The organism is Vibrio sp. SBT000027, assembly GCF_963894355.1.
In the GTDB taxonomy this organism is placed as follows: Bacteria; Pseudomonadota; Gammaproteobacteria; order Enterobacterales; family Vibrionaceae; genus Vibrio; species Vibrio splendidus.
Genome location: NZ_CAWQGD010000001.1, coordinates 312,230 through 337,558, shown reverse-complemented (window position 1 = coordinate 337,558; position 25,329 = coordinate 312,230). Strand labels below are relative to the sequence as shown.

Sequence of the window (25,329 nt, the reverse complement as noted above, 5' to 3'; positions counted from 1 at the left end):
AGCCACACTTCCCAAATATTAGGCGTTGCAGATGACCCCCCTAGCATCTGCAACCGCTTAAACCTCTTCAAGTCAGGTTCAAAAGTCACAGTAAAAAAGAGTGCTATCTATTGGGCTATAAAACGACCGATATAGCCCTAGTCACGTTCGATGATGAACAACTGTTGTGGAGTGATCAAACACCACAAGACACCACAAGACACCATAAAAAGACTGCATGCACTCGGCGTCAAAACTGTTGTAGTCAAGCTTGGTGCTGAAGGCTGCTTGATCAGTGAAAACCTCGAAGATGTGCCAGTAAAAGTCACAACGACACCTGTCGAAACTGTGGTTGACAGCACCTCTGCAGGCGACTCTTTTAACGGTGGCTTCTTATCTTGTTATCTCTCTGGTGGTTCTGTGTCAGAAGCCTGCCAACAAGGTAATGCACTAGCGAGACTAGTGATTCAGCACCACGGTGCAATTATTCCAAAAGCCATCACCGACACTCTTTCAAACTGATATTAAGAAGTACACATGTCTACAATTAACGAACAGCTAAAAGCACTTAAAGTTATCCCTGTTATCGCCATTGATAACGCAGAGGATATTATCCCTCTAGGCAAAGTATTGGCTGAGAATGGGCTTCCCGCGGCTGAGATTACCTTCCGTTCAGACGCCGCTGTTGAAGCTATCCGACTGCTTCGCCAAGCACAGCCACAAATGCTGATCGGCGCGGGCACTATCTTGAACCGTGAGCAAGCACTGGCCGCGAAAGAAGCAGGCGCAACGTTTGTGGTATCACCAGGGTTTAATCCAAACACAGTTAAAGCATGCCAAGAGATCGGTATCGACATCATTCCGGGTGTGAACAATCCAAGCACAGTTGAAGCGGCATTAGAGATGGGCTTAACAACCTTGAAGTTCTTCCCTGCAGAAGCTTCTGGCGGTATCAGTATGGTGAAATCGTTAGTCGGACCTTATGGCGACATTAGACTCATGCCGACTGGCGGTATCACGCCATCAAACATCGATAGCTACTTAGCCGTGCCTCAAGTATTAGCCTGCGGTGGTACGTGGATGGTGGACAAAAAGCTCGTTGAAAACGGAGAGTGGGATGAGATTGCCCGCCTAACGCGAGAGATTGTTGAGCAGGTGAATCGTTAAGCAAACTAAGCCGTTCACCAATTTGAGAACGCCTTAGATACAAAAAGAGCGAGAAGTTAGCCTCTCGCTCTTTTTTCATCTATCTATTGTGACAATTGTTGCTCTACAAGCGTCTTCCAGAACCCAACACCATGCTCCAGAATATTGTCGTTGAAATCGTAGTGTGGATTATGAAGCGCAGTGCCTCCACATTCACCAACACCATTCCCAACTAGCACATAGCACCCTTTTACTTCGCGTAACATGAACGAGAAATCCTCACTGATGGTGAAGCGTTCACAAGCTCCATTCACATTCTCTTCACCAACAACCGCTTGTGCTGCTTTCACTGCATGAGCCGTCTCTTCAGGCGTGTTAATCGTTGATAAGAAGCTGTTGTTGAAGTGGTATTGATAATCAACACCTGCCGACATGCACTGGCCAGCGACGACACGCTCGATCGCTTTCTCAATCTTGTGTAGCGCTTGATCCGTGAAGCTACGAGTGTCACCTGAAATGGTCACTTGTGAAGGAATCACGTTAACGGTGCCGTTGGTAACAAAGTTAGTCACTGAGATAACCGCCGTCTCATCAATTGCACTCAAATTACGTGAAACAATGGTTTGTAAGGCGGTCACAACCTGAGCTCCAACTACAATTGGGTCGGTTCCCATGTGTGGCATAGCGGCATGACCACCCGTCGCCTTGATAATAATTTCAAAGCTACTTTCACTCGCCATTAATGAATTGGGGCGAGTCACAAACTTACCTTCAGGAATACCCGGAAGGTTATGCATTGCGTAAATCGCATCCATATTCCAACGAGTAAACAGGCCGTCTTCGATCATCGCTTTGGCGCCTGTACCACGCTCTTCATCGGGTTGGAAAATGAAGTAAACGGTGCCATCAAATTGCTTGCTGTTTGCTAGCTCTTGCGCGGCACCCAACAACATAGCTGTATGCCCGTCATGACCACAAGCATGCATCGCGCCATCATGTTTAGAAGCATGACAAAACGTATTCTCTTCATGAATACGCAGGGCATCCATGTCAGCACGCAACCCAATCGAGCGATCGCTTGTACCATTTTTTAAAATTCCCAGAACACCGGTTCCACCAATACCACGGTGAACTTCAATGCCGAACTCTTCGAGTTTATTCGCAACAAATTCAGAGGTTTTGAACTCTTCAGTACCAAATTCAGGGTACTGATGTAGATGGCGACGCCATTCTGTGACAGTGGCAGTGTTAGTCATGGAAACTCCAATAATTACTTAAAATTAATTTGTTGAAACTGTTTTAGATGTCATTTCGCGAGATTTGTTGGAGGTTGCAAATAGCATCATAGCAACGATGATTAAGCCAACCGCCATCGCCCTCAAGGGGGTGATAGGCTCTCCGAACACCAAAACAGCAATGAAAAATGCTGACATAGGGATGAGGTTTAAAGCCATGCTGCTGCCTTCAACTCCCACACGTTCTATGCCGTAGATATACGCGATATAGCCCAGACCTGATACAAAACCTCCTAACACCATAATGCATAGAAGTGACCAAGAAGGGCGCATCACCAGTAGCAGGCTAGGTACATCTATACCTGACACCAATAAATAAATGAAAAAACCAACAGCTGCGAAACCAAACTGATAATGCATGGTGCGAGTTGCACCGTATTTCTCTGCCAGATGAGCCCGTAAGTGGGTGACAGATGCAAAGCTCAACACACTCAATAAGCAAATCAGATGGCCAATGTTCACACCGCTATCTTCCGAAGTAAACGGCGGAGCAAGAACCAATATGCTCACTCCAATCAAAGCAATCCCACTTGAGGCAATTTGCATACGCGTAAAGCGTGCACCATAGAAAACTTGCCCAATAGCCAAGATTGCAATCGGTACAAGACCTTGAATGACTCCGTTTTCCGATAGCGAAATATAATCGAGTGATAGAAATGACAAGAAGCTAAATAAACCTTGGCCTACTACACCACACACTAATAACTTAAATAAATCGCTTCGATTAGCCCAACTGAACGACAGTTTCGGTTTAGTTTGAGTATTGGTTTGACGTATTGCTCCAAAAATCAGGACTAAAGATAAAACCGAGAATGCCATCATGTAGCGCAGCCACACTAACAATCGTGCATCAATGGTTTGCAGTGGCAAGGTAGCTAAAGCAGCCTCAGAGCCCCATAGCAAACCAACGCTAATTGCTGCAATCCAACCTTTAGTCACTGACTTCATCACTTAGCTCGCTTCTGGCGTTGCTTTCTTATCGCAAGCTAAGTTTTCTGCTGTCTGTTCTTCTTGCTTCGTTTCAAACTTAGTGAACACGTAAAGTGCTACGACAATCAATGAAACGACAATGGTTTTCCCCATGGCCATCTGCTCACCAAGTGTCACAACTGCCACTAAGTAGCCAACCAAAGGCATGAGGTTTAATGCCATCGTTGCCTTTTCTACACCGATACGCTTGAAAGAATACAATTGAATCAAGTAGCTACCACCAGAAATGCCTGTACCTAAGAAAATAAGCAGTGCAATCAACAGCGGGCTAGAGAAAATAATGTAAATCTGAGACAAGTCCAAGCCCATGGTCAACACAACGATAATGCCCATCACAGCAACCGAAATGTATTGGTACAGCATGGAAACCACTGAGCCGTATTTGTCCGCTAAGCTAGCACGTAAATGTGCCGTCCACGCTAAAGCCAGCATCGAGCATGTCACGTAAACATAACCCAGCAGCGGAGTACCGCCTTCAATGGTGTTTGTTGGCCCGACACTCATTGCGTAAATACAAACTGCAGATGCGATGAAAGCGCCCCACTGAATCTTGTTCATACGGAAGTTCATAAACATCATACCGAAGAAGACTGTCGCGAACGGCTGCATACCTTGGATAACACCGTTTTCAGTCGCACCAATATGAGAAAGAGAAAGGAAATTAAAAAGTGAGAAAACCCCTTGTCCCACGATGCCACAAAGCGCAATACGTCCAATATCTTTGGTATCGATCTTTAATGAAGACCCTAAGTCTGCACTTAAGTTTTTGCTACGTGATGTAAAAAAGAAAATGATTGATAGGCCAATTACCGCGGTAACGTAGCGGAAAAATACCAATGTCATCGGATCAACAGCCATAGAAAGCGGCTTAGAGACCACCCCTGTTACGCCCCAGATACAGGCAACGGCAATGGCGGCAGTCCATCCTAAAAATGTGTCTCTGTTTGTTGTGTTCATCTTTCTATCTTCCATAATTTTTCGATAATGGCGGTGCGGCACACCGCCTTATTACTTGTAATTTGTATCGTGGTTGACGGTTAGTTAGCGTTTGTCGCCGTTTTCATCTGAGGCGCTTTTTTCTTCGCCTTACCAAACTTCATGAACAGCATCATTGAGCCAATAACGACCGCAATCGCTAATAGTCGCATTGGCGTTACCGCTTCACCGAGGGCAAATACAGCCAGTACGAAAGAAGACAGAGGCATCAAGTTAAGTGCCATACCCGTTCCGTCTACGCCGACTCGTTCCATTGCATAGATGTAGATTAGGTAGCTGATACCTGAAATACCCACACCCAGAATTGCAATACAAGCCATACGAAGTGGAGAACTGAAAATACCGAGTGCTGAAGAGAAGTCCGCCCCCACAACGAGTAGATAAAGACCAAAACCGATTGCCGCAAAAATGAACTGGTGGTACATCGTCGCCACTGAGCCATATTTCTCAGCAAGTTTCGCACGAGCGTAAGCCATCGTAGAGAAACTCGCCGCGCTACCAAGACAGATCAAGTGACCAATGTTGAAACCACTGCCTTCAACAGATGGATCCATTACCAAGATAGCGACACCAGCGAACGCACCAACCGCCGCCAAAATTTGCATTGGAGTAAAACGTTCACCATGACGAAGGAAACCAACACACAAGATAATGATTGGAATAAGCCCTTGGATTACGCCGTTTTCTGAAGCAGTGATGTAGTCAAGAGACAGGAACGATAAAAAACTGAAAGCGCCTTGACCAATAATGCCGCAACATGCTGCCCAGAAAATGTCGTGTCGATTTGCCCAATTAAGCTTAAAGTCGACTTTTTTCTGTGGTTTACCCATCGCATTGCTGACTTGGATAATCACAAATAAGGTAATGAAGGCTACGGTATAGCGAACCCATACCAAGACCTGTGCATCCATTACTTCTAGAATTGGTGTTCCAACGATCCATGGAATACCCCATAGCAGGCCAATGAAAATGGCCGCGATCCAACCTTTTACTGTATTACTCATCTTTAAATTCCTTTCATTGGTTGCTATTGATTTAGCAATTGTCCGTAACCTGGACACTGAGCTGTCTTGCCGACTAGGTGCATGCAATGCCAGAACATCGCAGAGTTGCTGCACACGACAGGGATACCAAATCGATCTTCAATCTCTTGAATGTGGTCAAGAACACGAAGGTTGGTGCAAGACATAAATACAACATCGGCACTAGAATCAGGCAGCATTTCGCTTAATGCTTCCATCATTGATTCCTTTGAAACCGTGGTAATGTCAGTGTCTTTCTCAATACCAAGTGAACCTAAAACAGGAACTTCAAAGCCAGCGGCAGTCAGTTGTTGATAAAGAGGGAAATTCACTTCTGTTGGATAAGGGGAAAACACGGCAACTTTCTTTGCACCCAAGTGCTTAAATGCAGCTTGAGCAGCTGTCCATGGATTCGTTGCGGGAATATCACCGCGATTTTGTGTAAGAAGGTTTGCTACTTTTTCTTCACCAATAATGATAGAAGCTGAAGTGCAACCAAACGCCATAACATCCATCGGTAAGCCAGTAGCAATCAAATCTGATGCTTCACTGATTCCAACCGCAATTTGGTCGAGCGCTTCTGGTGTCATCTCGCTGCTGTAATAAACGCGGGAGCTAAACACACCCGCTTGTGTACCCAGTAACTTTGCCCAGTCCATCTCTAAAGAGTGGTCAGTACTTAGTTGTACTAAACCGATATGAACTCGACCAATTCTTGGGGCCTGAACGTGCTGTAATGGGATTTCAAATTGACGAAACTGTTCTATTGTTTGCATGAGAAACTCGTATTTTTATAATTTTTATGTGCTGACTCTGGAGTCCAGAGCCAGCTTTTGTAGGGTGTTAAATTTGTAAGGTGTTAAGTTTTGAGCTAAATAATGATCAGTTCTGGCTCTGCGCGTTTGCTTAACCATTCAGCGCCGTCTTCAGTAATCACGATATTCTCTTCGTGAACCATTGACTTACCCGGTGCGTAAACCATGCCCGGTTCTAATGTCATCACCATACCCGGCTTAAGTACTGTGTTGTCGGTAGCCGTGTTAGACGGGCGCTCTGTCAGCTCCATACCTAAACCATGACCAAGACGACCAACGTCGTTGCCCAATGCACCATTGGCTTCTAATACTCCCCACATCGCGTTGTAGATGTCAGTCGTGGTTGCGCCCGGTTTCGCAGCCTCAAAGCCTTTCGTGGTAGCTTCGTAAGTAGCGCGGTATGCCGCTTTGGTTTGCTCACTTGCATGACCAAATGCCCAGTTACGGTCGAAATCAGAGAAATAACCATCACGTACAGCACCGGTATCGATGATCAACACATCTCCTGGCTCAATGATGCGATCAGTTGGGCCCATGATGATGCTGTCATAACCATCTGGCCCTGAGCCTGCGATGATGTAAGGGCATTCGTCCGCACCTTCTAACAACATATCGATACGGAACTGTTTACAGATTTCACGCTCGGTCATGCCGGCTTTTGCGTATTGAGGGATCTTGCTAAACCCAACATTGGTAATGCGGCAGATTTCACGTGTTTTCTCGATTTCAGCTTGTGACTTGATCTGACGAAGTTCATGCATTGCTAAAGACACATCAACAAAGTCTTTCTTAACCATGGTGGTTAATTTCAAGTAATTGTTCACAGGCATACGTAGGTGAGATTCAATGCCCAGCGTTGCGCCTACTCGGCCATGACGACAAGACAGAGAGTTCAATGCGCTAGCTACTAAGCTAATGCCATCATCTTCAGGACGAGGAGAAGGCCAAGTAATAATGTTATCGACCCATGTTCCCGCCATACCACTTGCTCCTATTTCAGGAACAATCGCAATCGGCTTTCCTTCTGCAGGAACGATGACAAACCATGGACGAGTTGGGCTGTGCCAAAACTGAGTGTGGAAGCCAGTGAAGTAGCGAACGTTTGGTTCGGTTGTGAAAATCATCGCATCCAGATTCATCTCATGCATGACTTTTTGAGCGCGTGATGTTCTGTGTTCAAACTCAGCTTGTTCAAAGCCGCGGTTTAGGTAGTTAGTCATTGGAACCTCTAATTATTGTATTTAGGTAGGCACTTCTGCTGCTCTTCACAACCAGTAACCAACCCTATAGTTCAATTTTGTTTACGTTACGGTGAGCATCTTACTGACATTTAAGTTAAATAATGTGACCAAGATCTTAGGGTTAACTATAGTGACCAGAAAGCATCTAAAACTGGAAATATTGTTGATTACGATCAATTTTAGGTACTTATTTGTAACTTTAGACTTGTGTAGGAAGCGGATATATAGTCTTATAGTTACATAAAGTTAATTGGCAACTTGAAATACATCGAGTAACCAAAGATAATGAAAGGCAATTAAAGTTAACAACAGTGGTCTAAAATGAACGCATCAGCATATAAATCGTTTAACGTAGAATTCACCGACAATGACAGAGAGCATCTCGCACTGAACTTTCGCTTAGCCGAAACCATTGCCGACTTTATTGGTCCGCACTGTGAGGTTGTGATTCATTCATTCGAGAGCTTTGAAAAGTCGGTAGTGAAGATAGTGAACGGACACCACACGGGTCGAGAAGTAGGGTCACCTATCACCGATCTGGGGCTGAAGATGCTGAGTGTGTTTGAGAGCACTGGTGAGGTCACGCCAAAGAGTTACTTCACCACCAGCAAAGATGGATCGTTACTTAAGTCTACGACCTGTGTACTAGCTGGAGAAAATGGCAAACCAATTGGGCTGTTCTGTATCAATATGAACTTGTCTCACCCGTTTCCTGAGATCATAAAAACTTTAATGCCAGACATGGCTCATGCCCCTGTGGGTGTGCATGAGAACTTTGGAGCTTCAACAACAGAAGTGATTGAGCAAGCGCTTGAGCACGCTATTTTTGAAGTCGACAACGATGAGTCAGTCAACTTAAAAGGTCGAAACAAAGCCATTACCAAGCAGTTGCTTGAGAACGGTATTTTCGAATTAAAAGAGGCGACAGCATTCGTATCTGAGCGTCTTGGTATTACTCGCCACGCTATTTACAAATACATCCGCGAGTTTAGAGCATAGAAATCATATAAAGAGAAACGAAATGAAAACAAAAATCCATACAGATCTAGCACCAGCAGCAATCGGCCCTTACTCTCAAGGTATGGCATTCAAAGACCTAATCTTCACTTCAGGTCAATTACCGCTTGATGCAAAAACAATGGCGTTTGTTGAAGGTGGCATCAAAGAGCAAGCTCGTATGTCACTAGAAAATCTAAAAGCAGTTTTGGAACAAAGTGGTGGTTCACTGGATACCGTTATTAAAACCACATGTTTCCTATCTGATATGGAAAACTTCGTTGCATTTAACGAGGTGTACACGGAAGTATTTGGTACAGAGAACGCGCCAGCACGCTCTTGTGTTGAAGCCGCTCGTTTGCCAAAAGACGCACTAGTCGAAGTTGAAGCGATCGCTTACATCAAGTAATCACGTATTGCTTTTAGTGACTGCGTATAGCAAAAAATAACTATGTAATGTTATTAACGACAAAGTAAGGTCATTGAACATCGCTTGATGGCCTTTAATTCCTCTGCCTGTATCTAAGTGTGCCCTATGTTAAAACTATCAAAAAATTCATTCTACACTGGACAAGTTTGCGAGCTATTCACTGCATCTCAAGCGCAACAAGCGCGTGAGTTTCACCGTCAGATCGAAGGTTACCAACCAACGCCACTTGTCTCTCTTCCTAATCTTGCTAATCACCTTGGTGTTAAAGCGCTCCTAGTAAAAGACGAATCAAAACGCTTCGGTTTGAATGCATTCAAGGTACTCGGCGGTTCTTACGCTCTGGGTCGCCAATTGGCAAAACATCTTGGCATTGATATTTCTGAGATCAACCTTAAAACTGTTGCTTCAAAACTGGATAAGCCACTTGTATTTACGACAGCAACAGCGGGTAACCATGGCACTGGTGTCGCGTGGGCGGCTCGTGAAATGGGCCAAAAAGCTGTGGTTTATATGCCAAAAGGCTCGTCTCAAGCCAGTGTTAACCGCATTCAAGGTTTAGGTGCAGAGTGCATCGTGACGGAAGTTAACTACGACGACACGGTACGCATGGCAAACCAAACCGCTCAAGATAACGGTTGGATGCTAGTACAAGACACAGCATGGGATGGCTATGAAGAGATCCCAACATGGATCTCTCAAGGTTACATGACCATGGCAGACGAAGCCGTCGAGCAAGTTCAAGAGCAAGAGTTTAGCGCTCCAACTCACGTATTCTTACAAGCTGGTGTAGGTGCAATGGCAGGCGGCATATTAGGCTACCTTGCAGACAAGCTAGGCGCAGATACATTTGAAACCATCATTGCAGAGCCAGCAGCCGCAGATTGTATTTTCCGCTCAGGCGAGAAAGGCGAAATGGTCAACGTAACCGGTGAGTTGAACTCAATCATGGCGGGCCTTGCGTGTGGAGAACCAAACCCAGTGACATGGCCAGTATTGCGTGATTGTAGTAACTACTTTATCTCGGTTGATGACAGTATTTCAGCAAACGGAATGCGTGTTCTAGGTAACCCACTACAAGGTGACAGCCAAATCATCAGCGGTGAGTCAGGTGCGATTACACTAGGTCTTCTTTACCAACTTTGCCGAGAGGGCGCAGACCAAGCAACGCGTGACACTCTAGGCTTAAATGAAGACGCAACCATCATGCTCTTCAGCACGGAAGGCGACACCAACCAAACACGTTACCGCGACATCGTTTGGAATGGGTTGCACCACTCTAGCTAATTGCTGACGGTAATAAACTCCACAACACTAACGACAAAGCCACAGCGAACGCTGTGGCTTTTCTTTTGCCAGTTGTTCTTTAATCGCTCTCTCAAAGCACCATTTTTCTAACTCGCACCTTGATTGAGTAACCAATAGCTCACCGGGTTATCCGGACACTGATATGGCCCACACTCGACAAACGTAGCAATAGCATTCAATGCCACCACCGCGATTGCCAGAAGACACACAATCCGCCCGAAATTGCCCATCTTGTATGGTTCATGAGATTCGGTCTTATTGGTCAGCATCAAAATAACCGACACAGCAAGAATCGTCGCCACAAACAGTACAAATGCCCATGTGTAATAGTGCATTCCCAAAATAGGACTGCCGTAGCCTGGAGTTCCGGGAATTACGTGCAAAGAGACTTGTCTTAGCGATGTGGCCACACCATACAAAGCGCCAATCAGAATGACGCCATAGTGACGAGATTGAGGCCCATAAACCACATTCAGCATGAAGCCAAACGCCACCATCACAAAACCAATGCGCTGCAACAAACACAAAGGACAAGGAAGTTCATTTAACACGAACTGCAGAACAAAGCCGATCAATAAAACGGCTGTCATGCCTAACAGGCCAAGCGTATTCAAGAGAGTTAACTGATTTCGATTCATGTTAGCTCCTTACAATAAGATCGAGAGTGGATCAGTCGCATGATGATTGAACCAATACAAGCCAAGGATCACTGAGCCAGCGAAAAAGCCATACGCGGCGGTTTTCTTACCGAAAAACCCGCACACCATCGCCACAAGTAACAACAAAAACAGTAAAGACATCATAAGGGGCATCCCCTCCTTATTTATCGAGTTCAGTCATATTGAACATCATAAAACACCCGCACCTACTTCCTTAGTCATTCACCTTAGGTGAACCAATGGATTACGGATTAAAAATCATCAACTTAATAGTTGTTAGTAACCTCCAAACTGTCAAGTTAGAAGCTACATGCTGATATCTATTCGAGCTAACCTCCCGATGTACACCGAACCCCAATACCGTGCTTTGCTACACTGACATAGCGTGAGATGCTTAATTTGGCTGATATTAAATCGCTCCCATTGTGACTAGGAAGCTTGATGAAAAAACACCGTACTCGACTACTCTTGGCCCTTCCCTTCACATGCCTTATGTCTTCAAACACCAGCTTGGCAAGCTATACCATTGTGCTACCAAGCCAACATGAGAATGGGTTCAATTTACATGGCTCCCCCTTATCAGCCAGAGAGGTGATCGATTGGGAGGTCAACAATAGTGACTTAGTGTTTGGGGCTTACGCCAATAAAAATGATAACGAAAGCGTCAGCGCGATTGGTTATATGTACAACCAAAAATTGGATCTGAATTCAGGAGAATTAGAAAACGAAATTAGAAATGCCGCAGAGCGAAATGGCATTGATTACGAAGATTTTTTCCTACACTTTTCAGAAGACTCGATTCTGGCAGAGCCTGATACGAGTCACGGTTCCAATACCACTTTAAATCGCAAACCTATGATTATCGGCTATACCGCTGATGAAAAGCACGCGGGCTTTTCTCTTTATCAACCACCACCTTGGGATGCTGATGTGTTTGAACATTTCGACAAAGGTGGCGCTCTCTACGTTTATCACTCTGAGAAATTCAATCACTTAGCATTTGAATTTTCACACTTTGTACAGGGCGGAGAGTTTCAGATTGAGTATCCATCATCGATGAACATTGAGGGCAAAGTCACGGCATGGTCTAACGTCGTTATAATGGAAGATAACACAAGCAACATGACCCGAAACCAAGCCGTAAACTGGCGAGTCCCATCTAACTGGGTAAGAGCAAGCACTCACGATGGAAGTGGTCAGAGTTATGGTGGGGGTCAGTATTTTGGTTCTACGTTTATTCGAGATGGCGGGCGTTTATACGTTGTTAGGGTGCGCTGGCAAGGGAACCCAAATGATATCCGCCCTCGCTTAAATCAAGTTCAATTGAAGGACTATTTCCCGAGAATCGTACTCAAAGATCTGCAGACTTCAAAGACAGATTCACAACCACCAAACGAAACCAAGCATTGGCGCAAGATCCGTGGTTTTGACCAATCAGCCGATCTCGACCAAGACAACTATTTATCACCTGTTGAATATAAAAATAGGAACAACAAATTGGCTACGGCTCGATTTCGTTGGGAGTCTCGCGTCATTCCTTTCGGCCGAATGTGGAACCAAAACTCATCATGGTCATTGACCAACCTTGCTAACCCAGATCTACTGATGTTGATGCGAAACTACTATTCCAAACATTGGGGGCAACAGGGGCTCAATGGCGCCTACAACGACGATACCAACAAACTCCTTGGCAGCAATCAATTTGAGGTTCATTCAGGAGGAACCATTCAAGAGCTTGGTCTTGTCGTAGGGTCTAATGAAGCGGATAAGCAATACAAAACGCAATTCGCAGACTTTCTCAAACAGTTATCAGCTAGCGACGACACTCTTTCAATTGGCCTTAATATTGGAACGGCCAACCTTTATGGCCGAAACGGGCAATCACACTTAATTGACTCAGGAAACCTGTACTTTAGGGAGCACTACTTATTCCCCTCTACAGGCTTTAGTGGTTATGCCGGGTTGTCTAAGTTTTGGGATAACTCAGCGTTAGCTAACACTGATTCAAACGTTATATTCCAAGCCACTACTCGCTATGGGCGCGTTCAATACCTAGGTAACAGCCAAGATAACTGGCAACAAGATCAGTATTCAACCCTCGCTATTTATTACCTCAGTTACCAGCCACAACATAGTTATTTTAACCAATGGAATAGCAGTTATGTGTATGGCAGCGGCAATACTACCGAAGAGAATTTTTGGAAGAGTGGCGTGCCGAAAAACATGGCTTACCGACCGACACAACTGCTCAAGATCGACCTAGGCTTTCCAGCCAACCGGATTCCGAATAAATTAGAGCCCATTCCGTTGATGCTTTCGACCACACACTCAACACCCAGTGACTACACTATTGTCGGCGATTCAACCAAGCATCAAGTTGTGCATGCTGATCTGCCAAACGGCAAGGTTCAGCTGTTACCAACCTATACCTATTTTCTTTATCGATCGGAAACAAACATCGTAGAGAGAGGCCCACAAGAGATGGTGCTCGCGAGAGAGTTTGAGCATGGGCGCGTACTTTATCGAACCGATTTCTATGGTAAAAATCGTGACTTCTATTCGGCACCGAAACTCAGTATTCCATTAAACAAGCCAATGAGGCCCGTCGATGTGAACGGCAGGGTTGGTGAGTATGTGAAAGAAGTTAAGCTTGGGGGGTATCAAGGGCTATTTCTGCTTTATTAGCTCCTTAACCCCTTAGCCCCAAGTTCAGGGTATTAGCCATCTTTACGCAACGGAATAAACACTTACCACTTTTCCTATAAATTATCGGTGACCGTTAGCGGCCTTTTTCCATCACACGCGCCTTTCTCGAGGTCGTACACGGGGCTGGCTCCATGGCTGCTCCACCGATGATCTTCCCTCGCTATTTTTCGATATTGCGTCGGCGTGACGCCAATGTACGTTTGGAAGGTTTCATAGAATCGGCTACTCGAATTGAAGCCCACCGTGAGTGAGATATCGAGAATGGTTCTGTCGGTATCACTCAGTAAAGCACGAGCATGATTAATGCGCATCGCAGTAATGTACTGCTTGATGGTCATCTGCATCGTTCGTTGAAATACGTTCATTGCATAGTTGGCATGTAATCCAATATGTTCTGCGATATCTTTCACGGTTAATGGCTGGTTGTGATGCGTGGCGATGTATTCCAACATTTGGCTTACATAGAATTGAGAGTGTTTCGACACCCCTTTTGAGGTCGATTTGTCCTGTCGATTTACGAGCAGTTGTTGCCAACCATCAAGGCAGATTCGCTTAAGCATCAAGCCAATTTCATCGATGGCCAACTGCTGGCGGCTTTCTGACGAATGCTTTATCTCTTGTACCCAACGGGCAATTTCAAATTCACTCACTAACGAACAAGAATTCGATTGCAACACACTGCCGTGAGTTATCTGATTGACTAAATCTCGACTGAGAGTCCACGACATAAAATGATGAATCGGTATGTTGATGATCCCCATATTATGGCTTTGGCCGGGATTGGTGAGTCGATGAGGTACCGATGCCCAAAACAAGCCAATCGATCCACTCTTAACCACGATTGGGCTGCCGTTAATGATGTATTCCACATCATCCCCAAAAGGAATATTCACCTCAATTTGACCATGCCAATGATAGCCGGGCATGGAGTGAGGAGCTCTGAGTTCGATATCGATTTGCTCATAGGAAGAATAGAGAGAAAGCGGGCTTACCGACACGGTCTCGGATGAGTACTTATCTAAAGTGATAATTCTCAGCGTATCAGGGGTTGATTGCGGCATATCTCGTTCCTTAGGAAATCGTATAAATGACTTTTAGCAGTTCCTCGATAATAAAACTCTGAAGGCGATCATGGTGCCGAAATACCCCATTTCATAAGATCAGCACAATGTGATTAGAGTCAGCATCTTAAGTGAAAAACTCGTTTCATTGCACAACCCTTCTCCTTAAAAGCCAGCAAGTTATCCCATTTCCTAAGATTTCCATTCAATGATTTAAAAATATTAGAAAACGGGAGAGCTATTAGATTATCTGAGACGAATCGACGTGGGTTCTAGGTGTAATTTGTCTGTATCAACAAAGAACTCAGAGAGATAAAGGATTCCACTATGCAAAGCCCTAGAATTACATTCATCGGTGCAGGATCAACCATTTTTGTTAAGAACATTCTTGGTGACGTTTTCCACCGTTCAGCATTACAAAACGCTCATGTCGCCTTGATGGATATTGATGAGACCCGTTTAGAAGAGTCTCACCTTGTCGTCAGTAAGTTGATGGAATCATCAGACGCTACTGGCTCTATTTCATGTCACTTAAATCAAAAAGAGGCACTACAAGATGCAGACTTCGTTGTCATCGCTTTTCAAATCGGCGGTTATGAACCCTGTACGGTCACGGATTTCGAGGTGTGTAAACGCCATGGCCTGGAACAAACCATCGCAGACACACTTGGCCCAGGCGGTATTATGCGTTCGCTACGTACAGTCCCGCACCTTTGGAGCGTGTGTGAAGATATGACCGAAGTTTGTCCGAACGCCACTATGCTCAACTACGTCAACCCTATGGCGATGAACACGTGGGCGATGTACGAGAAATACCCGCACATCAAACAAGTCGGTTTATGCCACTCAGTACAAGGCACAGCAGAAGAATTAGCGCGCGACCTGGACTTAGATTATTCAGACCTTCGCTATACCTGCGCTGGCATCAACCACATGGCTTACTACCTCACTCTTGAGAAGAAAACAGAAAGTGGTGAGTACATCGATATTTATCCGGATCTACTTGAAGCTTTTGAGAGTGGCCAAGCGCCTAAACCGGGTATTTATCACAATGGTCGCTGCACAAATTTGGTTCGCTACGAGATGTTCAAAAAATTGGGCTACTTTGTGACTGAGTCTTCTGAACATTTTTCGGAATACACCCCCTACTTTATCAAGCCAAATCGCCCAGATTTAATCGAACGTTATAAAGTGCCACTTGATGAGTACCCGAAGCGCTGTGTCGAGCAAATTGCCGATTGGAAACGTGACCTTCAAGAATTCAAAACAGCTGACAAGATCACCGTTGATGAGTCTCATGAATACGCCAGCACCATCATGAATTCTATCTGGACAGGCACTCCGAGCGTCATTTACGGCAATGTGAAAAATGAAGCCTTGATCGACAACTTACCGCAAGGCTGCTGTGTTGAGGTCGCTTGTTTAGTTGATGCGAATGGTGTGCAACCGATCAAAGCTGGTCGCCTACCTAACCACTTGGCCGCATTAATGCAGACCAACATCAATGTTCAAACTCTATTAACGGAAGCCATCCTCACTGAAAACCGCGACCGTATTTATCATGCTGCAATGCTGGACCCACATACAGCCGCTGTACTTGGAATAGAAGAGATATACGCGCTGGTTGACGACTTGATTGCGGCTCATGAGGGTTGGTTACCAGAGTGGGTTAACAAGTAATTTCATACTAATAAAAAAATACAATAACGTGAATATTAGCGCCTTCTCACAGAGGAGGCGTAAGGAGTGGCAATGAGTATCTCTATGAATACCAAGCTAAGTTATGGCTTTGGGGCGTTTGGTAAAGACTTCGCAATCACCATCGTCTATATGTACCTAATGTTTTACTACACGGATGTAGTCGGTATTTCTGCCGCTACCGTCGGCACCATCTTCCTCGTCGCCCGTATTTGGGATGCGGTCAACGACCCAATCATGGGCTGGTTGGTTAACAATACACGCACCCGTTGGGGCAAATTCAAACCTTGGATTTTAATTGGCACGCTCGCCAACTCTGTTGTGCTACTCATGGTGTTTAGCGCGCACTACATCGAAGGTCCTTGGCTCATCGCCTACGCCGCTGTCACCTATATTTTGTGGGGCATGACTTACACACTAATGGATATTCCTTTTTGGTCGTTAGTCCCAACACTCACCTTGGATAAACGCGAACGCGAAGAGTTAGTCCCATATCCTCGCTTCTTTGCGAGCCTCGCGTGGATAGTAACCGCTGCCATTGCAATGCCCTTCGTCAACTATGTAGGTGGTGACGACAAGGGGTTTGGGTTTCAAATATTTACGCTGCTGTTGATTGCCTGTTTCTTAGTCTCGACGTTTATCACGCTGCGTAATGTTAAAGAACGCTATTCAACCGCGAACCTCGACGCCACACAGCCTGAAGAAAAAGTATCACTGAAAAAGCTACTGTCACTTATCTACAAAAATGACCAATTGACCAGCGTTCTCTGCATGGCACTGTCTTACAACTTGGCGACCAACATCATCACAGCCTTCGCGGTTTACTATTTCACCTATGTTGTAGGTAACGAAGAGTTGTTTCCTTACTACATGGCTTATGCAGGCATCGCAAACCTCATCACACTGGTGTTGTTTCCTAAACTCGCAAAAATGTTCTCACGCCGTACTCTATGGGCTTGTGCTTCCACTTTCCCTATTTTAGGCAGTGCTGTTCTGATCTATGTTGGCATGTATGACAAACAAAGCATTCTGTTGATTTCAACGGCGGGTGTATTTCTACAAATCGGTACTGCCCTGTTTTGGGTACTCAATGTAATCATGGTTGCCGACACGGTCGATTACGGTGAATTTAAGCTAGGTGCTCGTTGTGAAAGTATTGCCTACTCGGTCCAAACTTTGGTCGTAAAAGCAGGCTCTGCATTTGCCGCTTTCTTCATCGGTATCTCGCTCACTGCCGTCGACTATGTGCCTAACGTAGTGCAAAGCCCTGAAACCGTATTTGGCATGCAATGCATCATGGTCGGCCTACCTGCTTTCTTTTTTGCCATTGCGTTAATCATCTACTTCCGCTTCTATAAGCTGAACGGGGCGTATCACCAACAGATTCAAGATCACTTAACCGAAAAATACGATCACATTACAAACGATGGCTCAAATACAGGAGAAGCTTCGAAGCCAACCAAACCAGTACAAGCAATTTAGATCCAAGTAATAAGTCAAAGAAACTGGGAACAGAAAACTAAAATCAAAACAATCAGCACATCATCGATGCAAAAAATCCCGGAAACTAAAAAGCCTAGCGAGTAATCGCTAGGCTTTCGTACATTAAAACAATAAGTGAGATAAGGGGAAAGATTGCCAATCATCAGTTCAAATCAGGTGAACTGCACCAGTATTTACAACTTCTCTATTTTAGCGGGTCATTGTCCGGTAGTGCCTTATGAAGCCAGAGTGCTAAACGCTTTTTGATATTTGCGCCATCAAGCTTATCGTCAGGTAACGGTGTGATCTGATTGACTTCAACAAGGAACAAGTACACCGCTTTAACCTTTATCGGTTGGGATGAATGTGGCAAATCAAAACCTTGTAGTTTTGCCATCTTAAAACCGACTTCAACTGCTTTTTTTACCAGCTTATCTTCATTAATGATCTTCGCGGTTTTCGACATATCATCTCCATCATCTTTATCGAGTGAATACTGAGTATATCAAACCGAAAAACTCACAAGATTACTTCGATCTCAATTTGAGGCGTCGCTTTGATAAATAACATAAAGGGATAACAGGTTAGAAACCTGCTTGTAGCTTGCATGACATTTATAAGAGGAATAGGAATAAGCAAACGGTCTCTTAATAGAACACTCAATAAATGAGATCTTCAGTCAAGAAACCAAAAATCGAACAATTTTTGACTTATCATTACAAAGAATACGGAATATTATGATTTATCATATAAATGATAACAATTCTATCAACAAGCAATAACTTTATGTTATTTAATCAGTTTTATAACACAAAGGCCTAGATCATGTTTACAGTCACCTGTAGTGAAAAATATATTTACAAAACACTCACTAGGGAAATAGAATAAAACCACTAATATTATACTGGTGTTAAAAATGCGTTACCTATGGGCTTCATTCTGTCATAAAAATCCAATCCCCGGTCGGATCGTTCATATCTTTATTATCTTGGTAGCGTTAGCTTCTATCGTCATTCCACTGGTTTCAAAAGACGCAACAACGATCTTAGTATCACTAGGTGTTGCTCTAGTATGTTTTGTGCTGTTTGTCTTCTTTGCGCTTGCCGATAAAATGCGCTCAGGTATGCACTAATCAGCTCAATATTCACCAAGCATTCTCTTTTCTAAACTTCATTATAAAATGCATGCGACCAAATACGGAAAAGCCCAAAGTTATTAGCTTTGGGCTTTTTGATACCAGTAATCATTAACTCAGCAACACACTTAATATAAGTGTGCAGATTCTTCGATTCGACTCTTACCGCGCAATAATAAAAAGTTCAAAAAGCGGGATGCTGAAGTCGTGATTATTTTATCTTCTTCCACACCGTGCTTTTCAAGTAATGCTTTTACAAGACCCAAATGAGTAATCTCTTCACAGAAATGCGCATCAGAACCTGTAGAAAAGTAAACGCCAACTCGCTTGCCGATCTCGACAATTTTTGAGCATCGCACATCGCTTCCTTTTCGGCTCTTGCCTGTCAGTGACGTATTGTTCACTTCAATTGCAACATTGTGCTCCTTTGCGCACAGCAGAACCGCTTCCATATCGAACTTGTAGTTTGGGTTCCCTAAGTGCCCTAGTACATCAACTTTGCCACTCCTAATGACGTTGATTAACGCCTGTGTATGTTCTTGTTCCGTCGATGGCTTGAAAACTGGCTCATGTAAGCTCGCAATCACCCAGTCTAAGTGTTGGTAAGAAGAGGGAGGAAGATCCAACTCTCCAGCAGTGTTCAGTGTGTTGGCTTCCACACCACGCAAGATACCTACATCGTGCAGAAAGCGGGGCAAAATCCTTTGGTTATTGAAAAACCAGTAGTGGGGGGATCCCGGCATTTCAGGAGCATGATCCGTTGTAAAAAGGAGTTTTAGCCCCTTATTTTTCGATGCTAGTGCATTTTCGATAATGGTGCTATAGGCATGGCCACTTGCCAATGTATGAGTATGGCTGTCGACAACAATCTCCATTATGACCTCCTAAATTGTTTAATTGATTTGAAACGAACCGTCTTGACTCATGAAGAGTGTTAGGTCAGCAGGAATAGAATGGTCTAACACTTTATCGACGTTTTTTGAGTCTGAATTTTGATAGAACTCGACCGCCTCTTCTAATGTGGTACCTCCTCGCACCTTGCGGTTTACTAAGCGCTCTTCGAGGAACTTAGCGTCGGTGTCTATGAAGATGGTGAAATCAGCCAACTCATGCAATCCATTCCAAACTGGCTCGTTCAGTAACAACCAGTTGCCCTCAATCACGACAATGTCCTTGTCTACCGAGATTGCATCACCCACAGGATCATGAAGATTCTATCGTAATACGGCCACGTAGTTTTTTTACTTTCAGCTGTTTCAACTTATCGATCAACGAGGTTAGATTGAACGTTTCGTGAGAGCCTTTAATGGTACGGAGTTTAATTTTCTCTTCATCACGAACGATGTAGTTTGAGTCCAATATCTCATTGGGGTAATGAAAACCGTCAAATGGCAATACCTGAAGTGGCTCAACGTTGGTTTGTTGATGGGACAAGTGCTCCCAAAACGCGGCTAACGTCGATTTACCACTGCCAGGAGGGGCACAAAAAAGATAATCGTACGTTATTTTTTCTGCTCAAAAAGTCGCGTAAATTTTCCTACCAGTGGTTTATGAATCTGTTCAATATCTTTATCAGGGAATGCCGCTTCGGTTTCAAAGCCACTCACATTTAAGGAAACTTTCATGTTCAACCTTATCCTAATATCTCTTTCTCAATACTTTCCAACAAGTTCTCGCAACAGAGTTTCAGCACTGTTTTAATCAGCGATTCGTAACGTGTTTGAGTGAATGAATCGAATGGCGAGAGTTTTAATTGGTTAATTGAATCTAGATAAAAGCTGTCTTCCCCCTTGGAAAGGTTGGACTGATTACTGATGAAGTCATACACCATATCGTCATCAAACAGGAGCGCTTGAGACTGTTTACTAGTGTAATCATACATTCTAAATATAAAGGTTGACTGGATTTCAGTTATGACAATAATTTCATATAAAACAACAAGGAAAGGTAACATGAAAAAAACAATTTTGTTCATAACCGTTATATCTGCCAGTATTCCCTCTTATGCTAGCGCTCAAGTCACACCAAGTATGTATACATACCTGGTGAATGCAAGTAAGAGTGCTAACAATCCTAATGGGAACAATCATATCAATATTAATGTCTTTGATGGCTATGGAGATAACTATGGTGACGCACCGAAAGTAACAGCAAAAATGCAGGGGGATAATAACTTTGAGATAGAGATCCAGAATATATTCCATGGCGTTGGGCTTTTTAAGAATAGTGTTGATAGCTATAGTCAGGGCACCGTTAATATCACTCCTGATGATTACAGCGACTTCTTCTACCACCAGTACACCCCGGAACTAAAGCTATACACTAGAGCATTTGTTGCCGGAACAGCAAAACTTGAGAACAAGAACCCTGATGACTTCATCAAGTGTCAACTTGAAGGTATATACGATGGACAAACAAAACTCTCCGCAAACGACTTCTCAATAAGCGATGACAAAGTGCTTACCAGCAGATTTACATGCCCATACAGCCATAAGACAAATAATGTGGCTTATGATCTCGAGTGGGGATATGGTGGGAATATTTTCACTCCAAACCCTGACAGAGCACACCAACTTGACAAAGGATATCGGCTGATTTTCTTAGAAAGTCAGAATGTTATGTCATATCACAATTTACCTCTGAGAACGATTAAACCTGTAGTGTATATAAAATCTCCATTATCCGAGCTGAATGCTCGTTTCTTTACTCAATCAATGGGTCCCAATGCACACTTCACATATTTTGTGAGCCCAGATATCAATAACTCAGTACCAGTAATGCCGGAAAGAACTACCGTTATTAACTCTATTAAAGCTGTTTCCGACTCATTGCAGGCTCTTGGCTATGATTCCACTGCCGTAGAAGTTAATAATATCAATGATGCTAATCTTGTTATTCAAAAGAAAGCCATAGCACGCGGTTGGGCTAATTCACTTTGGGATACAAGTTTAAACAAACACGTTATTAATATAAGCTCCACTTATAACTCAGGTCTATTTCAAGGACAGACTAATAAGATAATTGCTCATGAAGTTGGCCACGCCATAGGTCTGTCACACCAGAAGGACGAGCTGTCAGGTGTTATGGTATTAAACAGAGCTTACCTTCCCGATGCAGCAAAGTTGGCGCCGAAGGAAAGCCATACCGGGTCATATACAAACAACATCTTCTCTTACGCTGATGCACAAGCGCTACAGGCTTTAACTGAATAATTGTAATCACTCGGGTCAGTTTTTCGCTAGCAAAACCTGCCCCCGATAACTCAGTTCAGCTTCATAGGCCCGATATACAAAAGCCCAAAGTTGTTGGCTTTGGGCTTCGTTTTGGTTATTGACGTTATTTAATCAATCAGAAAACGAACAAGTTACTCCGGCATCACGACGATTCCCATCGTTTCGAGCAACTGCTCTTGCTGCCACGCAACAATTTTGATTCCTGTTGTATCCACTTTTCTTGGGTCCAACCCTTCTAATTCAGCATGGCATAAATTAGCACCTTGCATACTGAATTGCCCCCATACTTCCTCCGAGAACACACCTCGGCTAAGATCAGACTCTTTCAGTGACGCGCCGCCAAGGTAAGTACCTATCCAACGGTTCTCAAACAGCTCGCACTTCTCTAAACAAGCTTGCTCCAAGTTGGCGTAAGACAGGTTACAGCCCGTAATATACGCAGAGCAAAAATACATTCTATTGCTTACCTGATTGGCAAAGTTAGCACGAGTAAAGTTCGCCCCTTTCAAGTCACATTCACGTAGCTCAATACCATAGCAATTCGCGTTACTAAAATTCGCCATCGCCAACTGGCAATTCTGGAAGCTTGCATCTCGTAAGTCGGCAATATCAAAGTGGCATCCCTCAATATCGCCTTGCTCGATAAACTTACAGTTAATAAACGTTGCATCACGTAAGTTCGAACGTCTGAAATCACAACGGATAAACGTGCAGGCTATAAATGTAAGCTCTGATAAGTCTTGCTGAGCAAAACTGTGGTGATGATAAGTGCTGTTATTGGTGTCCATTTAGCCCCCTAAAGAAATTAAGCTAAGACTACCATTGCGATCTTAAGAAAACACCAAATTAAAAACCAACAAAAACAGCAACTTAAAACACCCTAATTTAGCCATTTTAAGGCACTAAACAAGCCCTTTAAGGTTGTTATTTTCGATTTATAGGATGTGCTTATCTTGAAAAAAGTTTTATCGCTTAGAAGTGCCAATAAGAGAAAAGTCACTTTCACGAAACGAGTCAATTATTGACCGCGTCCTAACGCGCTAGACTGGACGGTTGGTATGTTGCTCGTTACACTATTCCTCATTCTCAGCATAAAGAGTAAGAACAATGAAAGACATGCGACAAGCTATGCTCGATGCAGGGTTTAGCCTTATTAATGAACACGGGTTTGCTGGTGTTGGCCTGATGAAAATCATCAACCAAGCGGAAGGCACGAAGGGTTCTTTTTACCACTACTTCAAATCCAAAGAACACTTTGGTGAGATCCTTCTTACTAACTACTTTGATGAGCACCTCGCTAAACTGGACGACTTTTTAAGTGATGAGTCGCTTTCTCGTCGTGACCGCGTAAAAGCCTATTTCGAGTTTTGGTGTGCATCGAAACTGACTGAAGACTTCAATATCCAATGTCTTGTCGTAAAACTGGCAGGAGAAGTATCTGGGTCTGAAAACCCGTTGCAATCGACCATGGCAGAAGGCGCGGAAAAAATCATCCTGCGTATGGCAAAGCTATTTGAAGAAGGCAATGAGGCCGGTGATTTCACGATCGCAGAGCCCGAATCGCTGTCTCGAATGCTTTATGGCCTATGGCTAGGCTCAACGCTCATGGCCGCCATGCAGCGTAACCGTTCGATTCTAAACAATGCCATGGAAGAGACTCTTCTCGCCATGAGCCCAGCCCAAGAATCGGCTGACTAGATATACCCGTTACCAAATATCAAATACCAAAAACCAAAAACCAAAAACCAAAAGGCTCGCATAATTTATGCGAGCCTTCTATCTTACTGTAAATTTTGATTAAATCGATTCACGCCTACTCCATTACCCCAGACGAGACGCAATATTATTAGCTTTGAGTAGACCCTTAATAATAGGGTCGACATGCTTGAAGAAGCTCAGCCATCCTTCACAGAGATAATTTAACCCAGCCTCACCATCTCGGCTTTTGATGATGCGGTTTTTTGGGCACTCGCCATGGCATGCAAATTTAAACTCACAGGTTTGGCATTGTTTCGGCAGAGACTTCTGTTTGGCGAACCCAAAACTCTGCTGCTTTGGCGAGAAGGCTAAAGTTGAAAGTGCTTGTTCCTGAATATTACCTAGCTGAAATTCAGGAAAGACATAATGGTCACATGAATAAACATCGCCATTAGGCTCAACCGCTAACCCTTTTCCGCAGATCTCACTCAAGGTACACATGGTGCTTTCTCTGCCCATCCACACTCCGACAAAATTTTCAAAGTACGGCACTAATACCCGACCAAAATCGTGCTCAATCCACTCGTCAAAAATGGTAGTGAGGAATTCTCCCCATTGCACTGAATCGACACTCCAAGCTTCAACCTCGCCTGAGACGGGAATGATCGCTTGTTGGTTGCTCAACCATTTATTGTTGGTGTGAGCTTCGCGCTTATCGACCACAGGAATAAACTGCAATTGCTTCGAACCCACTTCATCTCGCAGAAAGCGATAGACCTCTAACGGATACTTTCCTGTCACATCATTCACGCAGCTTAGGGTCGCGAACTCGACGTTATGCTGTTTCAAGTAGCGAATGCCACGCATTGTTTGAGAAAAAGTGCCTTTGCCTGCACGGTTGGTTCGGTAGTGATTATGTAGGTGCTCTGGTCCATCAATACTGACGCCAATGATAAAGTCATTCTTCTTGAAGAACTCGCACCACGCATCATTCAATAACGTGCCGTTGGTTTGAAGGTCATTGCTGATCTTGCTGTAGCTAGGACAATATTTTTTTTGCAGCTCGACGACCTTTTGAAAGTACTCAATCCCCAACAAGGTAGGCTCTCCACCATGCCAAGAAAAGATGATTTCAGGCGTATTCTGCCCTTCTATATATTGCTTGATATAACGCTCTAACAGAACTTCATCCATCGTATATTGAGAGCCTTTTGGGTAATCAAGCAGCTGTTGTTTTTCTAAATAATAACAGTAGGTGCAACTGATATTACACACCGCCCCAATGGGTTTTGCTAACGCCTGAAGTTTGCTGTGTGCTTTGCCATTGAACTGCGGAACTGAACTCAAATTTGATAGCGATAATGTCGTCATGAAGAGTGCCTCGATGTAAAAGTTATTGTATTAGCCAAAACAATTCGTAATTCCTTTACACGGTGTTCATC

Annotated in this window: 23 protein-coding genes and 3 pseudogenes; 11 read left to right on the top strand and 15 right to left on the bottom strand. The window is 44.0% G+C overall.

Annotated elements, in window-relative coordinates; genetic code table 11:
* Positions 1–95: 95 nt before the first annotated feature.
* Together AACU28_RS01470 and AACU28_RS01465 are read left to right on the top strand one after the other, a co-directional pair.
* Positions 96–501 (top strand): annotated as a pseudogene (locus AACU28_RS01470) (PfkB family carbohydrate kinase); the annotation flags it as partial.
* A 15-nt stretch (positions 502–516) separates the two neighbouring features.
* Positions 517–1,146 carry a bifunctional 4-hydroxy-2-oxoglutarate aldolase/2-dehydro-3-deoxy-phosphogluconate aldolase gene (locus AACU28_RS01465; protein WP_102445510.1) on the top strand — a complete coding sequence of 210 codons (630 nt, stop codon included), beginning with the start codon at positions 517–519 and terminating at the stop codon, positions 1,144–1,146.
* 83 nt (positions 1,147–1,229) lie between these two features.
* Here AACU28_RS01465 and AACU28_RS01460 read toward each other — a convergent pair whose 3' ends face one another.
* From AACU28_RS01460 to AACU28_RS01435, 6 genes are all read right to left on the bottom strand, one after another.
* Positions 1,230–2,381, bottom strand: a complete 1,152-nt coding sequence (locus AACU28_RS01460) for a M20 aminoacylase family protein (protein ID WP_004732379.1) — start codon at positions 2,379–2,381, stop codon at positions 1,230–1,232.
* Between the two features lie 24 nt (positions 2,382–2,405).
* Positions 2,406–3,368: a DMT family transporter gene (locus AACU28_RS01455; protein ID WP_004732381.1), complete on the bottom strand. Its 963-nt coding sequence runs from the start codon at positions 3,366–3,368 to the stop codon at positions 2,406–2,408.
* 3 nt (positions 3,369–3,371) lie between these two features.
* Complete coding sequence (locus AACU28_RS01450) at positions 3,372–4,367, bottom strand: DMT family transporter (RefSeq protein ID WP_017082836.1); 996 nt, start codon at positions 4,365–4,367, stop codon at positions 3,372–3,374.
* An 80-nt stretch (positions 4,368–4,447) separates the two neighbouring features.
* A complete protein-coding gene (locus AACU28_RS01445) occupies positions 4,448–5,410 on the bottom strand; it encodes a DMT family transporter (RefSeq protein WP_017082837.1) in 963 nt (320 codons plus the stop codon).
* Positions 5,411–5,433: 23 nt separating this feature from the next.
* Entirely contained in the window at positions 5,434–6,204 is a 771-nt protein-coding gene (locus AACU28_RS01440) for a maleate cis-trans isomerase family protein (RefSeq protein ID WP_017082838.1), read from the bottom strand.
* Positions 6,205–6,299: 95 nt separating this feature from the next.
* Positions 6,300–7,463 (bottom strand): M24 family metallopeptidase, encoded by a 1,164-nt coding sequence (locus AACU28_RS01435; protein WP_102496333.1) that lies wholly within the window; start codon positions 7,461–7,463, stop codon positions 6,300–6,302.
* A gap of 342 nt (positions 7,464–7,805) precedes the next feature.
* On the opposite strand from AACU28_RS01435, the gene AACU28_RS01430 reads away from it, so the two are divergent.
* The 3 genes from AACU28_RS01430 (at position 7,806) to dpaL (ending at position 10,194) form a co-directional block, all read left to right on the top strand.
* Positions 7,806–8,483 (top strand): helix-turn-helix transcriptional regulator, encoded by a 678-nt coding sequence (locus tag AACU28_RS01430; protein ID WP_004732387.1) that lies wholly within the window; start codon positions 7,806–7,808, stop codon positions 8,481–8,483.
* Between the two features lie 22 nt (positions 8,484–8,505).
* A complete protein-coding gene (locus tag AACU28_RS01425) occupies positions 8,506–8,889 on the top strand; it encodes a RidA family protein (RefSeq protein WP_004732389.1) in 384 nt (127 codons plus the stop codon).
* Positions 8,890–9,015: 126 nt separating this feature from the next.
* Positions 9,016–10,194, top strand: a complete 1,179-nt coding sequence (gene dpaL, locus AACU28_RS01420; protein WP_121602172.1) for a diaminopropionate ammonia-lyase — start codon at positions 9,016–9,018, stop codon at positions 10,192–10,194.
* Positions 10,195–10,301: 107 nt separating this feature from the next.
* Here dpaL and AACU28_RS01415 read toward each other — a convergent pair whose 3' ends face one another.
* Both AACU28_RS01415 and AACU28_RS01410 read right to left on the bottom strand, forming a co-directional pair.
* The gene (locus tag AACU28_RS01415; protein WP_004732394.1) at positions 10,302–10,853 is read right to left on the bottom strand and encodes a disulfide bond formation protein B; all 552 of its coding nucleotides are present in this window, start codon (positions 10,851–10,853) and stop codon (positions 10,302–10,304) included.
* Between the two features lie 9 nt (positions 10,854–10,862).
* Entirely contained in the window at positions 10,863–11,018 is a 156-nt protein-coding gene (locus tag AACU28_RS01410) for a DUF5993 family protein (RefSeq protein ID WP_017075701.1), read from the bottom strand.
* Between the two features lie 297 nt (positions 11,019–11,315).
* On the opposite strand from AACU28_RS01410, the gene AACU28_RS01405 reads away from it, so the two are divergent.
* Positions 11,316–13,559 (top strand): hypothetical protein, encoded by a 2,244-nt coding sequence (locus AACU28_RS01405; protein WP_121602171.1) that lies wholly within the window; start codon positions 11,316–11,318, stop codon positions 13,557–13,559.
* A gap of 74 nt (positions 13,560–13,633) precedes the next feature.
* Here AACU28_RS01405 and melR read toward each other — a convergent pair whose 3' ends face one another.
* Positions 13,634–14,641 carry a transcriptional regulator MelR gene (gene melR, locus AACU28_RS01400; RefSeq protein WP_121602170.1) on the bottom strand — a complete coding sequence of 336 codons (1,008 nt, stop codon included), beginning with the start codon at positions 14,639–14,641 and terminating at the stop codon, positions 13,634–13,636.
* A gap of 327 nt (positions 14,642–14,968) precedes the next feature.
* Between melR and AACU28_RS01395 the strand changes: the two genes are divergently transcribed.
* Positions 14,969–16,321 carry an alpha-glucosidase/alpha-galactosidase gene (locus AACU28_RS01395; RefSeq protein ID WP_121602169.1) on the top strand — a complete coding sequence of 451 codons (1,353 nt, stop codon included), beginning with the start codon at positions 14,969–14,971 and terminating at the stop codon, positions 16,319–16,321.
* Positions 16,322–16,393: 72 nt separating this feature from the next.
* Positions 16,394–17,821, top strand: a complete 1,428-nt coding sequence (gene melB / locus AACU28_RS01390) for a melibiose:sodium transporter MelB (protein ID WP_121602168.1) — start codon at positions 16,394–16,396, stop codon at positions 17,819–17,821.
* 205 nt (positions 17,822–18,026) lie between these two features.
* On the opposite strand, the gene AACU28_RS01385 is transcribed toward melB, so the two are convergent.
* A complete protein-coding gene (locus tag AACU28_RS01385) occupies positions 18,027–18,287 on the bottom strand; it encodes a DUF5062 family protein (protein ID WP_017084902.1) in 261 nt (86 codons plus the stop codon).
* Between the two features lie 450 nt (positions 18,288–18,737).
* Here AACU28_RS01385 and AACU28_RS01380 point away from each other — a divergent pair, with 450 nt between their 5' ends.
* A complete protein-coding gene (locus AACU28_RS01380) occupies positions 18,738–18,953 on the top strand; it encodes a hypothetical protein (RefSeq protein ID WP_102487550.1) in 216 nt (71 codons plus the stop codon).
* A gap of 131 nt (positions 18,954–19,084) precedes the next feature.
* Here the strand turns inward: AACU28_RS01380 and AACU28_RS01375 are convergent, their stop codons facing one another.
* The 3 genes and pseudogenes from AACU28_RS01375 to AACU28_RS01365 all read right to left on the bottom strand — a co-directional run.
* Positions 19,085–19,831 (bottom strand): phosphatase, encoded by a 747-nt coding sequence (locus AACU28_RS01375; protein WP_121602167.1) that lies wholly within the window; start codon positions 19,829–19,831, stop codon positions 19,085–19,087.
* Positions 19,832–19,849: 18 nt separating this feature from the next.
* A pseudogene (locus AACU28_RS01370) lies at positions 19,850–20,581 on the bottom strand (nucleoside/nucleotide kinase family protein).
* A gap of 8 nt (positions 20,582–20,589) precedes the next feature.
* A pseudogene (locus AACU28_RS01365) lies at positions 20,590–20,838 on the bottom strand (MltR family transcriptional regulator); the annotation flags it as partial.
* A gap of 70 nt (positions 20,839–20,908) precedes the next feature.
* Here AACU28_RS01365 and AACU28_RS01360 point away from each other — a divergent pair.
* Entirely contained in the window at positions 20,909–22,168 is a 1,260-nt protein-coding gene (locus AACU28_RS01360) for a hypothetical protein (RefSeq protein WP_121602166.1), read from the top strand.
* A 152-nt stretch (positions 22,169–22,320) separates the two neighbouring features.
* Here AACU28_RS01360 and AACU28_RS01355 read toward each other — a convergent pair whose 3' ends face one another.
* Positions 22,321–22,977 (bottom strand): Qnr family pentapeptide repeat protein, encoded by a 657-nt coding sequence (locus AACU28_RS01355; protein WP_121602165.1) that lies wholly within the window; start codon positions 22,975–22,977, stop codon positions 22,321–22,323.
* Positions 22,978–23,296: 319 nt separating this feature from the next.
* On the opposite strand from AACU28_RS01355, the gene AACU28_RS01350 reads away from it, so the two are divergent.
* Positions 23,297–23,887, top strand: coding sequence for a TetR/AcrR family transcriptional regulator (locus AACU28_RS01350; protein WP_121602164.1), 591 nt, complete (start codon positions 23,297–23,299; stop codon positions 23,885–23,887).
* A 123-nt stretch (positions 23,888–24,010) separates the two neighbouring features.
* On the opposite strand, the gene AACU28_RS01345 is transcribed toward AACU28_RS01350, so the two are convergent.
* Positions 24,011–25,258 carry an anaerobic sulfatase maturase gene (locus AACU28_RS01345; RefSeq protein WP_121602163.1) on the bottom strand — a complete coding sequence of 416 codons (1,248 nt, stop codon included), beginning with the start codon at positions 25,256–25,258 and terminating at the stop codon, positions 24,011–24,013.
* Positions 25,259–25,329 lie beyond the last annotated feature (71 nt).